Origin of the sequence: Kitasatospora cathayae (assembly GCF_027627435.1) — a bacterium.
GTDB lineage: Bacteria > Actinomycetota > Actinomycetes > Streptomycetales > Streptomycetaceae > Kitasatospora > Kitasatospora cathayae.
Window position 1 is genome coordinate 343207 of the sequence record NZ_CP115450.1, and the last position, 11775, is coordinate 354981.

The 11775-nt window shown below is 70.9% G+C and carries 7 protein-coding genes; 5 read left to right on the forward strand and 2 right to left on the reverse strand.

The features are described 5' to 3' along the window. Window positions 1-232: 232 nt before the first annotated feature. Window positions 233-3220 carry a glycoside hydrolase family 48 protein gene (locus O1G21_RS01795; RefSeq protein WP_270140126.1) on the reverse strand — a complete coding sequence of 996 codons (2988 nt, stop codon included), beginning with the start codon at window positions 3218-3220 and terminating at the stop codon, window positions 233-235. 369 nt (window positions 3221-3589) lie between these two features. Here O1G21_RS01795 and O1G21_RS01800 point away from each other — a divergent pair, with 369 nt between their 5' ends. Then, the gene (locus O1G21_RS01800) at window positions 3590-5602 is read left to right on the forward strand and encodes a glycoside hydrolase family 6 protein (protein WP_270140127.1); all 2013 of its coding nucleotides are present in this window, start codon (window positions 3590-3592) and stop codon (window positions 5600-5602) included. Between the two features lie 55 nt (window positions 5603-5657). Then, window positions 5658-7175, forward strand: coding sequence for a cellulase family glycosylhydrolase (locus tag O1G21_RS01805; RefSeq protein ID WP_270140129.1), 1518 nt, complete (start codon window positions 5658-5660; stop codon window positions 7173-7175). 13 nt (window positions 7176-7188) lie between these two features. On the opposite strand, the gene O1G21_RS01810 is transcribed toward O1G21_RS01805, so the two are convergent. After that, window positions 7189-8223 carry a LacI family DNA-binding transcriptional regulator gene (locus O1G21_RS01810; protein ID WP_270140131.1) on the reverse strand — a complete coding sequence of 345 codons (1035 nt, stop codon included), beginning with the start codon at window positions 8221-8223 and terminating at the stop codon, window positions 7189-7191. A 231-nt stretch (window positions 8224-8454) separates the two neighbouring features. Here O1G21_RS01810 and O1G21_RS01815 point away from each other — a divergent pair, with 231 nt between their 5' ends. Genes O1G21_RS01815 through O1G21_RS01825 form a run of 3 tightly spaced genes read left to right on the forward strand, consistent with a single transcriptional unit; the run spans window position 8455 to window position 11738 of the window. Continuing rightward, entirely contained in the window at window positions 8455-9843 is a 1389-nt protein-coding gene (locus O1G21_RS01815) for an ABC transporter substrate-binding protein (RefSeq protein ID WP_270140133.1), read from the forward strand. Between the two features lie 47 nt (window positions 9844-9890). Then, window positions 9891-10874: a carbohydrate ABC transporter permease gene (locus O1G21_RS01820; protein ID WP_270140135.1), complete on the forward strand. Its 984-nt coding sequence runs from the start codon at window positions 9891-9893 to the stop codon at window positions 10872-10874. 6 nt (window positions 10875-10880) lie between these two features. Further along, window positions 10881-11738 carry a carbohydrate ABC transporter permease gene (locus O1G21_RS01825; RefSeq protein WP_270140137.1) on the forward strand — a complete coding sequence of 286 codons (858 nt, stop codon included), beginning with the start codon at window positions 10881-10883 and terminating at the stop codon, window positions 11736-11738. Window positions 11739-11775: the final 37 nt, after the last annotated feature.

The window sequence follows — 11775 nt, forward strand, 5'->3', positions numbered from 1 at the left end:
TCGGTTCGGGGAGCGGGAGCACGGCGGCGGCCGTCCGGCGGACGACGCGCCCCGGGTGGTGGGTTGCGCTCCCGCCGTCAGGTAACTCGGGGTGTATGGGACGCGTCAATACGTGGTTGAATGTTTCGCTGATATTTCGGAAATTTCTGAACCGCCGTCAGACGGCCTTCGGCCCCGGCCCCGCGTGCGTGCGCGGGGCCGGGGCCTGGGCCCGACCAGGAGCGGGACCCCCTCAGCTGCCCGGGTTCACCGTCGGGAACAGCTGGGCGAAGGCGTCGAAAGCGGTGGCGATGTCCGCCTCGGCCCAGAACCGGTGGTAGTTGAAGGTGGGTGCGGCGCCCCCGTTGAGGTAGGCCTGCACCTTGGACCACTGGGGGTCCTTGGTGTACCAGGGGCGGATGGACAGGAAGGTGTTGCTGGACGAGCTGATCCTGGTGCCGTCCGGGTACGTGCCACTCCAGCCGGGCGGGACGTACAGCCCCTCGTGGGTGGTCGGCGAGTATGCCTGGGTGAAGCGGCTGAAGTCGGCGCGGGTCTCGGTGGCCGAGTAGCCCAGGCTGTCGGTGTACTTGGCGTGCAGGGTGTCCAGGATGGACTGGGCGAACTTCTGGGCGCTGCTGCTACCGGACTTGGCCGCGTAGTAGGCGAGGGTCTTGGCGAGCGAGCCGGCCACACCGACGTCCGTGGCGGTGCCGCTCGCGGTGACGTGCAGACCGGCGTTGCCGCCGGGGCTGGTGGCGCTCCAGGTGTCGGGAGCGCCCGTCCAGGAGAGCTTGTCGGGCGTGGTCAGGGTGCCGGTGGACGGGTCGGCCTTGGACACGGACATCGCCCACGGCACCCACTTGTCGAGGATGGCCTTCGCCCGGGTGTCGCCGGTGGCGTAGTAGTACTCGGCGAACCGCTCCATCGACCAGGTCTGGAACCCGAACCACTGGTTGGAGGCCGGGTCGTGGTACTCCGGCTGCCAGTCGTAGTACAGGCCGTAGAAGGTCGGGTCGCCGGCCGGCGGGGCCGCGTCGTCGCCGTAGTTCCCGCCCCAGCTGTTGGTGGCGCCGCCCGCGATGCCGCCCTCGGTGGACTGCAGCCACTGGAAGAACTGGAGCTGCTTGTCCAGGCTGCCCGCCCAGTCGGTGGCTCCGCTCGGCGAGAGCGGTTTCAGGCCGGGGTCGTTGGCGAGCACCCAGGCGGCCATCGGGTTCTGGTAGCCCTGGTGGGCTGCGGAGCCGGAGATCCGCCAGGACCAGCCGCCGTCGGCCGCTCCGCCCCAGGCGAAGTACCAGGTGAGCAGGCCGAGTTGCTCGTTCGCCTTGGAGCTGCCACCCGGGCAGGCGGTGGAGCCGAGGCAGTTGCCCGCCTGCTTGAAGTACTTGTCGTAGAGCGAGTAGCGCAGGTAGTCGCCGAGCTTGGCGGCCTTGGCGAGGGTCGCGCTGATGGCCGCGCTCTTGCCCTGCGACTTGGCGAACTGCTCCGCCCAGTAGGCGGCCTGGACCAGCCGGGCGTCGGCGTCCGGCGCGTCGGTGTACTTGTACTGCTTGCTGTAGTTGCCGCCGCCGTCGTTGTACAGGCTGAGGAAGCCGGAGCCGCTGTTGCCGTACTTGAACAGGTCGCAGTCGGGCTGCGGCACGGTCTCCCAGACCGACTCCTCCGGGCCGCGCTGGAAGGTGTTGATCAGGCTGGGCTTGCTGGTGCCGTCCTCGCACTGGCCGAAGCCGTACTTGTTGTCGGTGTCCAGCAGCCAGGCCGGGGCGTACACGTCCGGGGTGCCGTAGGTGCTGTTCAGCTCGCCGGAGAGCGGGTCGGTGCCGACCGGCACGCCGCTGTTCAACTTGACCGGGTACTGGTCGGGTTGGGCCTTCTCCGGGCCGTACTGGGCGGGCTTGGCCGGGTTGTAGGTGCTCTGGCCGGGCTGCTGGGCGTGGCTGGGGATCAGGTTCGTCTCCAGGCTGGTCCAGGCGTTGTTGAAGGCCGTCCAGTCACCGGTCACCCGCCCGTAGTCGGCCTCCAGCCACAGCCAGTAGCTGTAGGTCTCGGAGGTGGTCTCGTGGCCGTAGTCGGGAGCCTCCACGACCAGGGTCTCCACCGCGTGGTACGGGATGCCCTGGGGGCTGAAGTACCCGTTCGCGGGGTTCTTGATCTTGCTGTAGAGGTCCAGGAAGTACTGGTCGTAGCCCGAGGTCTTCGCCGCCTCGGTCACCGTGACGGCGCCGGAGCCGAAGCCGGTGGCGGAGGCGGTGAAGGTCGCGGTGCCACCGACCTGGCCCGCGTCGGTGCCCGCCGCGACCGTGACGGTCTGCGGGACGTTCCAGTTGGCGGCGGTGAAGGTGAGACTGGCGCCGGACGTGACGCCGAGGTCCGGGTCGCTGCCGGTACGGGCCACCGTCACCGTGGTGTCGGCGGTGGGCGCCTGGGAGAGCGCGACGGTGAAGGTGCCGCTGTTCCCCTGCTGGACGGCGAGCGTGGCCGGGCTGACCAGCACGCTCGGGCCGGCCACCTTGATCGCGACCGGACTGGAGGTCGTGGTGGCGCCGGCGTCGTCGGTGGCGACGGCGGTGACCGAGTAGTCGCCCGCCGCCACGTTCGCCCAGTCGACGGTGTAGGGCGCGGTGGTGGCGGTGCCGATCAGGGTGTTGCTGCCCGCCGACGTCGAGGCGTAGAAGGCGACCTTCGCGACGGTGCCGTCCGCGTCGGCCGCGTCGGCGGACAGCTTCACGGTGGAGCCCGGGGTGAAGGTCTGCCCGGCGGCCGGGGAGGTGAGCGAGACGGTCGGGGGCTGGTCGGCGCCGCGGCAGGGGGTGCCGTTGACGGTGAAGGCGGTGGGGGCGGTGTTGGTGCCGGTGTAGGAGAAGTTGGCGCTGGTGGTGTAGGTGGCGCCGGGGTTGATGGTGGGGGCATAGGAGGGGTTGGTGACGGTGACGGTCTGTCCGCTTTGGGTCCAGTTGCCGTTCCAGCCGTTCTGGAGGGTCTGGTTGCCGGGGTAGGTGTAGCCGAGGGTCCAGCCGTTGATGGGTGTGGTGCCGGTGTCGGTGATGGTGAGGTTGGCGGTGAAGCCGCTGCCCCAGTCGTTGCCGACGGCGTAACTCACGCCGCAGGACAGGCCGGTGGCCGCCGAGGCGGGGGGTGCCGTGAGGGCGCCGCCCGCCGCGCCGACCAGGGCGAGCGCGGTGGCCGTCGCGGTGATGGTGAGCCGGTTGCCCCTGGCCCGCAGGGCTGTGCGTCGCATGCGTGTCCTCCAGACGGGTGGGGTTCCGCCACGCGGGTGGGGTGCGTGGCGGACGGAGGTGTGGCGACATCGTGGGGTGGCGTGCCCGGCTTGGGAAGCGCCCGCAGGGCTCGGCGGGCTCGACCGACGGGCCCGCCGGGCCGGGACCACAGCGGCGACCAGCGCGGAACCCCGGTCCCGGGGCAGCGGGGCCCGCAGCGCGGCGGCGTGTAACTTACAGCGGCCTGTGGGAGCGCTCCCGCGACTATTGACGGCGTTTCTCACGCCCTGGCTTCATGTGAACGGGATCGCCGCGCCCCATGTGGGCGCGTTCCCACCCGAGTTCCGCGATCCCGTCAGGCATCCCCACCCATCCGAAAGGACCCGGACGTGCCCCATACCGTCCTGCGTCGCCTGCGCACGGCAGCGGCCGCCACGCTGCTCGGCGCCACCGGTCTACTGCCGAACATCGGAGCCGCCACCCCCGCACACGCCGCCCCCTCTCCCGCGGCCGCCGTCCACGTCACCAACCCGTTCGCCGGTGCGACCGGCTACCTCAACCCCGACTACGCGGCCGAGGTCAAGGCCCAGGCCGCCGCCGACGGCGGCACGCTCGGCGCCCTCGAAACCCAGGTCGCCGCCAACCCCACCGCCGTCTGGATGGACCACATCGGCGCGATCACCGGCGACGCCACCCACCTCGGCCTCCAGGCCCACCTGGACCACGCGCTCGCCCAGCAGCAGGCGGGGGCCACCCCGGTCGTCTTCCAGGTCGTCATCTACGACCTGCCAGGACGGGACTGCGCCGCCATCGCCTCCAACGGCGAACTCCCTGCCACGGACGCCGGGTTGGCCACGTACGAGTCGCAGTACATCGACCCGATCGCGGCCGTCCTGGCCAACCCGAAGTACGCGGGCCTGCGGGTCGCGGCCGTCATCGAGCCGGACTCCCTGCCCAACGCCGTGACCAACCAGTCCAAGCCGACCTGCGCCACCGCCACCCCGTACTACGAAGCGGGCATCGAGTACGCGCTCAACAAGCTGCACGCGATCCCCAACGTGTACGACTACCTGGACATCGGCCACGCTGGCTGGCTGGGCTGGTCCACCAACATGGTGCCGGCGGGCAAGGAGTACGCCAAGATCGCCCAGGCCACCACCGCCGGGTTCGCCAGCATCGACGGCTTCATCAGCGACACCGCCAACACCACCCCGCTCACCGAGCCGTTCCTCACCAACCCCGACCTGACGGTCGGCGGGCAGCCGCTCAAGTCGGCCAACTTCTACCAGTACAACCCCGCGTTCGACGAGTACCACTACGACACCCAGATGTACGCCACCCTGGTGTCCAACGGGTTCCCGAGCACCATCGGCATGCTGGTCGACACCTCGCGCAACGGCTGGGGCGGCCCGGCCCGGCCCACCGCGCTCAACTCCAGCCCCACCACGGTGGACGCGTACGTCGCGGCCAACAAGGTCGACCAGAAGCCCTTCCGCGGCGACTGGTGCAACGTCAACGGCGCCGGCATCGGCGCCCGTCCGCAGTCCCTGCCGTACGGCACGGGCAACCCGATCATCGCGTTCCTCTGGGTCAAGCCGCCGGGTGAGTCGGACGGCGACTACCCGGACGCCTCCCACCCCCACGGCGACCCGCACTGCGACCCCAACGGCACCCAGAGCGACGGCAACGGCAACACCTACCCCACCGACGCCATCCCCGGTTCCAACGTCCCGGCCGGACAGTGGTTCCCCGTCCAGTTCCGGCAGCTGGTGCAGAACGCCTACCCGGCGTTCGGCGGCTCCAGCGGCAGCACCGGCCCGACCGCGCCGGCCGGACTGACCGTCACCGGCACCACCAGCAGCAGCGTCTCGCTCAGCTGGACGGCCGCCACCGCCCCGGCCGGCGTGACCGGCTACACGGTGTACCGGAACGGGACCAAGGTCACGACCGTGACCAGCACCAGCTACACCGACTCCGGGCTCTCCCCCGCCACCGCCTACCAGTACACCGTCACCGCCCAGGACACGGCGGGGAACGTCTCCCCCGCCTCCGCCGCGGTGACCGCCACCACGGCGGCGGCGCCGGGTGGCGGCGGAAGCAGCGGCTGCTCCGCCACCTACGCGGTCGGCAATGACTGGGGCAGCGGCTTCACGGCCAGTGTGACCGTTGCCAACACCGGCAGCACGGCCACCAAGTCCTGGACGGTCACCTGGAGTTGGGGCGGCAACCAGCAGATCACCAACAGCTGGAACGCCACCACCGCCCAGAGCGGCAACGCGGTGACGGCCGCCAGCCAGGCCTACAACGGCGCGCTGGCGCCCAACGCCACCACCAGCTTCGGCTTCCAGGCGACCTACTCGGGCGGCAACTCCGCTCCGACCCTGACCTGCACCGCGAGCTGATCTCCCCCGGCCGGGGCCGCGCCGGCGGCCCCGGCCCCCACCCGAGGAACTCCGCATGCCCCGAACCGTACCTCCCCGCACCCTGTCTCCTCGCACGGCGGCCCTCGCGGCCGCCACCGCCGGGTGCGCCGCCCTGGCAGCGCTCCCCCTCACCGGACCCTCCGCGACGGCGGCCACCGGCCTTTCCTGCAACGTGAGTTACGCCGTCGGCAACGACTGGGGCAGCGGCTTCACCACCAACGTCACCATCACCGACACCGGCACCACACCCATCAACGGCTGGACCCTCGGCTACACCTACCCCGGCAACCAGACCCTCCAGAACGGCTGGAACGGCAACTGGACCCAAAGCGGACAGACCGTCACCGTCACCAACCCCTCCTATGCCCCCACCATCAACCCCGGCGCCACCTACACCACCAGCGCCAACTTCTCCTACACCGGCACCAACACCGCCCCCACCGCCTTCACCGTCAACGGCACCCCCTGCGGGCCGCAGTCGAGCCCATCCCCGAGCCCCACGCCCCCGACCACCCCGCCGCCGACCACTCCTCCGCCGAGCGGGGCAGCCCCGGCCGTACACGTCGCGGGCAGCACGCTGGCGACGGCCGACGGCACTCCGATCACCCTGCACGGGGTCAACCGCTCCGGGGCCGAGTTCATGTGTGTCCAGGGCCACGGCATCTTCGACGGTCCGGCCGACCAGACGTCCGTCACCGCGATGAAGTCCTGGCGCATCAACGCCGTCCGCGTGCCGCTCAACGAGGACTGCTGGCTCGCCCACTCCAACGTCGACCCCGCCTACGCCGGCGCGACCTACATCAGCGCCGTCCGCAGCTATGTCGACCTACTGCACCGCAACGGCCTGGTGGCGATCCTGGACCTGCACTGGACCGACGGGGCGTACACCGGACCGTCCGCCGGCTGCTCCGACGCCAACGCGACCTGCCAGAAGCCCATGCCGGACGCCGCCGGCGCGCTCCCGTTCTGGACTTCTGTGGCGCAGACCTTCAAGGGCGACGACGCGACCGTCTTCGACCTCTTCAACGAGCCCTACCCGTCCCGCGCCACGGGGAGCGAGGCCGGCGGCTGGGCCTGCTGGCGGGACGGCGGCAGCTGTCCCGGAATCGGCTTCCGGGTCGCCGGCATGCAGGCGATGGTCGACGCGGTGCGATCGACCGGTGCGGACAACGTCCTGCTGCTGGGCGGCCAGGAGTACGCCAACGACCTCACCCAGTGGGCCGCGTACCTGCCGGCCGATCCACTGCACAACCTGGCCGCGTCCTGGCACTCGTACAACTTCAACACCTGTGCCAACGCCGCCTGCTGGGACGCCCAGATCGGCCCGCTGGCGGCCCGGGTGCCCGTGGTGACCGGGGAGCTGGGCGAGAGCGACTGCGCGCACGGCTACCTGGACACCCTGCTGCCCTGGCTGGACCAGCACGGCGTCTCCTACCTCGCCTGGGCCTGGAACACCTGGGACTGCGGCAGCGGCCCGGCCCTGATCAGCTCCTACGACGGCACCCCGACGGCCTTCGGGGCCGGCTACCGCGCCCACCTGGCCGACGGGTAGCAGACCTCGCCGATCAGGCGGACTCCCGCACCACCAGTTCCGTCGGCAGGACCGTCTGCCGGCGGAACCGGCCCGGCTGGGCGATCTCCTTGAGCAGCAGCTGGACCATCAAACGCCCCATCTCCTCGGTCGGTTGACGCACACTGGTGAGCGGCGGCTCGGTGTGCCGGGCCACCACGGAGTCGTCGAAACCGATCACCGCGACGTCCTGCGGCACCCGCCGGCCCGCCTCCCGCAGCGCCTGCAGCGCGCCCGCCGCCATCAGGTCCGAGGCGCAGAACACCGCGTCCAGGCCGGGCCGGCGGGCGAGCAGTTCCCGCGTGCCCTCGCGTCCGCCGCGCTCGGTGAAGTCCCCGTGGGCGACCAGCCCTTCGTCGGCGGGCACCGAGGCCTCGGCGAGCGCCTGCCGGTAGCCGGCCAGGCGCGCCGCGGCGCCCTCCATGTCGAGCGGTCCGGTGACCGTCCCGATGGCCGTCCGTCCCCGGGCGAGCAGGTGCCGGACGGCCGCCCGGGCCCCGCCCGCGTTGTCGGCGTGCACGTAGCTCAGCGGTTCCTCCGCCGAGCGGCGGCCGCCGAGCACGGCAGGCAGTTCGAGCCGCTCCAGCAGCTCGGGAAGCGGATCGTCCTCGTGCACCGAGACCAGCAGGACGCCGTCCACCCGGCGGGCGGTGAGGTAGCGGGTCAACCGTTCCCGCTCGTGTTCGTCGCGCACCAACACCAGCAGCAACTGGAGGTCGGTCCCCGCGAGTTCGGCGGAGACTCCGGTGATGATGTCGGCGAAGTAGGGTTCGGAGCTCAGTTTCGCGACGCTCTCCGGGATGACCAGCGCGACCGCGTCCGTCCGGGAGGTGACCAGGGAGCGGGCCGCCTGGTTGGGAACGTAGCCGAGCTCCGCGATCGCCCGCTCGACCGCCGCGCGGGCCTTGGCGCTCACCTTGGGCGAGCCGTTGACGACCCGGGACACCGTGCCCCGGCCCACTCCCGCCCGGGCCGCCACCGCCTCCAGGGTGGGGCGGGCAGCGGGTGGCTGCTGCGCGGCTCGGCTCATGATCCTTCTCCCGGCGGACGGCGGACGGCGGACGGCGGCGGGGCAGTCGGACGACACGGTCCGGTAACGGAGCCGATGTACGGCCTTGACACGCCCCCCCGCGGCGAAGCAATCTTCCCACATTGCTGTGGGAGCGCTCCCACCTTTGGCGCTCCATCCAGCTCCGAGCACCGCCGGCCGCCAGTTGCGCGGCGCAGTCATGGACCAACCCCTGGACGAGGAGATCCGGCCATGCGGAGCCCCGGCACCACTCACGGCGGCGGAGCCGCCACCACCCTCCCCACCCGCGACGCACGCAAGGCGCGCGACGCAGGCCACGCACGCAAGGCGCGCCGGCCACTGCCGATCGCCGCGACCGCGGCCCTGTGCGCCCTGCTGGTCGCCGGCTGCGACAGCGCCGGCTCGACCACCACCGCCGCCCCGGGCGGCAAGATCACCCTGACCGTCGGCGACTACGGCACCTTCGGCTACAAGGAAGCAGGCCTGTTCGACGCCTACATGCGGGAGCACCCCGACATCACCATCGTGGAGCACAGCGTCGAGCAGGAGGCCGACTACTACCCGGCCCTGCAGACCCACCTCGCCTCCGGCAGCGGTCTGGACGACATCCAGGCGGTCGAGGTCGGCCGGATCGCCCAGGTGGTGAAGAAGCAGGCGGCCAAGTTCGTCGACCTCGGCAAGGCGGACGGGGTCGACAGGAGCGCCTTCCTCCCGTGGAAGTCCCAGCAGGCCACCACCGCGGACGGCCACACCATCGGCCTGGGCACCGACATCGGACCGATGGCGATCTGCTACCGCAAGGACCTGTTCCAGCAGGCCGGGCTGCCCACCGACCGCGAACAGGTCGCCAAGCTCTGGCAGGGCGACTGGGCCAAGTTCGTCGAGACCGGCAAGCAGTACCAGGCCAAGGCCCCCGCCGGCACGTTCTTCACCGACTCCGCCGGCGGCCTGTTCAACGCCGTGGTGTCCTCCAGCACCACCCAGTACGACAGCAGCAGCGGCCAGCTGGACTACAAGAACAGCCCCACGGTCAAGACGGCCTGGGACCTGTCCACGGGTGCGATCCAGGCCGGGATCAGCGCCGGCCTCAAGCAGTTCGACACACCGTGGTTCCAGGCCTTAGCCAACTCCCGGTTCGCCACCGTCGCCTGCCCGTCCTGGATGACGGCCATCGTCGCCGACAAGTCCGGGAGCGCCAACAAGGGCAAGTGGGACATCGCCGCCCCTCCGGCCGCCGGCAACTGGGGCGGCTCCTTCCTCACCGTACCGAAGGCGGGCAAGCACCAGAAGGAGGCCGAGGCGCTCGCCGCCTGGCTCACCGCACCCGCGCAACAGGCCAAGGTCTTCACCACGGTGGGCAACCTGCCCTCCAACCTCAAGGCGCTGGGCCAGCCGGAGGTGCAGAACGCCAAGCTCGACTTCTTCGGCGACACGCCCACCGGCCGGATCTACGCCGCCACCGCGCAGTCCATCCAGCCGACCGTGATCGGCGAGTGGGACGGCCTGGTCAAGGACACCCTCACCAACGGCGCCCTGCTCAGCATCGAGCAGCACCAGAGCGACCCCGCCAAGGCGTGGAGCAACGCGGTCAAGGAGATCGACGACAAGGTCAGCGACTGACGGCCGGCCCCGTTCTCCAGAGAGCGTTCTCCAGAGAGGTCACCACCATGCTCGACGAGGCCGTCCCGGCCACCGCCCCCGGCCCGCCACGCCCCGCTCCCCCGCCTCCCAGCCCCTGGCGCACCCGGCTCTACCGCTGGGACCTCAAGGCCTCGCCGTACCTGTACGTCGCACCGTTCTTCGTCTGCTTCCTGGCGTTCGGCCTGTTCCCGCTGATCTACACCGGCTGGGTTTCGCTGCACAGCGTCGACCTCCAGACGCCGGACCGGATGCAGTGGCGAGGCTTCGACAACTACACCCGGCTGTTCCACGACGACCTGTTCCGCAACGCCCTGCGCAACACCGTCACCATCGGTGTGCTGTCCACCGTGCCCCAGCTGTTGATGGCCCTCGGCCTGGCGCACCTGCTCAACTACCGCCTGCGCGGCCGGGGCTTCTTCCGGATCGCGATGCTCGCGCCCTACGCGACCTCGATCGCGGCGGCGACCCTGGTGTTCACGCTGCTGTTCGGGCGGGACTACGGGATGATCAACTGGCTGCTGGGCCACCTGGGCCTCGGCCACGTCGACTGGGAGGGCGGCACCTGGAGCTCCCGGATCGCCGTCTCCACGATCGTCACCTGGCGCTGGACCGGCTACAACGCCCTGATCTACCTCGCCGCCATGCAGGCCGTCCCGCACCACCTCTACGAGGCTGCGGCGCTCGACGGCGCCAACCGGTGGCAGCAGTTCCGGCACGTCACCGTACCGTCCATCCGGCCCACCATCCTGTTCACCATCGTGGTCTCCAGCATCGGGGCCACCCAACTCTTCGGCGAGCCGCTGCTGTTCGGCGGCGGCGCGACCGGCCACAGCGGCGGCTCGGCCCACCAGTACCAGACCCTCGGGCTGTACCTGTACGACCAGGGCTGGTACGCCTTCCACCTCGGCCGGGCCGCCGCCGTGGCCTGGACGATGCTGCTGATCCTGCTGGCCATCGGCGCGCTCAACCTCGCCCTGGTCCGCATCCGCCGCGCCCGGAACGGGGGTTGAGCACCGATGGCCGTCAACCGGGCACGACGTGCGGGAGCACGCGGCCTCACCGGGGCCGGACCGTTCACGTACGCGGTGCTGGTCCTCGTCGCCGTCCTGTCCCTCTTCCCGCTGTACTGGACCCTCGTCGGCGCCTCGACCTCCGGCAGCCGGATCGCCCAGACCCCGCCGCCGCTGCTGCCCGGCGGGAGCCTGTGGCACAACCTCGACATCGCCTGGAACCAGGTCCACATGGGCCGGGCGCTGCTCAACTCGGTGGTGGTGGCGGGCTGCGTCACCGCCAGCACCGTGCTGTTCGCGACCCTGGCCGGCTTCGCCTTCGCCAAGCTGCCGTTCCGGGGCCGCAACCTCCTGCTGAGTCTGGTGGTGGCCACCATGACCGTGCCCGCCCAGCTGAGCGTCATCCCGCTGTACCAGATCATGGCGCAGTTGCACTGGACCGACCGGTTGCAGTCGGTGATCCTGCCCAACCTGGTCGCCGCGTTCGGGGTGTTCTTCATGCGGCAGTTCCTGTCCGAGGCGCTGCCGATCGACCTGGTCGAGGCGGCCCGGATGGACGGCGCTAACAGCCTGCGGATCCTGTGGAGCGTGGTGCTGCCGATCGCCCGGCCCGGGATGGCCGTGCTCGGCATGCTGGTCTTCGTGCAGTCCTGGAACGACTTCTTCTGGCCGATGATCGCGCTGAGCCAGAGCAATCCCACCGTCCAGGTCGCCCTGGCCGGTCTCGGCGGCGGCTCGTACGACTCCGACCAGGCCGTCATCCTCACCGGCTCGCTGCTCGGGACGGCACCGCTGCTGCTGGTGTTCGCCCTGCTGGGCAGGCAGGTCGTCGGCGGCATCACCGCCGGCGCCGTCAAGAACTGATTGTTCGTCAATTCCCCTTAGCGAAACCGGAGAATCC

What these genes read in the sequence shown, in the direction of transcription:
- O1G21_RS01795 (WP_270140126.1), bottom strand. Translation starts at nt 3,220, where the DNA reads ATGCGACGCACAGCCCTGCGGGCCAGGGGCAACCGGCTCACCATCACC.
- O1G21_RS01815 (WP_270140133.1), top strand. Translation starts at nt 8,455, where the DNA reads ATGCGGAGCCCCGGCACCACTCACGGCGGCGGAGCCGCCACCACCCTC.
- O1G21_RS01810 (WP_270140131.1), bottom strand. Translation starts at nt 8,223, where the DNA reads ATGAGCCGAGCCGCGCAGCAGCCACCCGCTGCCCGCCCCACCCTGGAG.
- O1G21_RS01805 (WP_270140129.1), top strand. Translation starts at nt 5,658, where the DNA reads ATGCCCCGAACCGTACCTCCCCGCACCCTGTCTCCTCGCACGGCGGCC.
- O1G21_RS01820 (WP_270140135.1), top strand. Translation starts at nt 9,891, where the DNA reads ATGCTCGACGAGGCCGTCCCGGCCACCGCCCCCGGCCCGCCACGCCCC.
- O1G21_RS01825 (WP_270140137.1), top strand. Translation starts at nt 10,881, where the DNA reads ATGGCCGTCAACCGGGCACGACGTGCGGGAGCACGCGGCCTCACCGGG.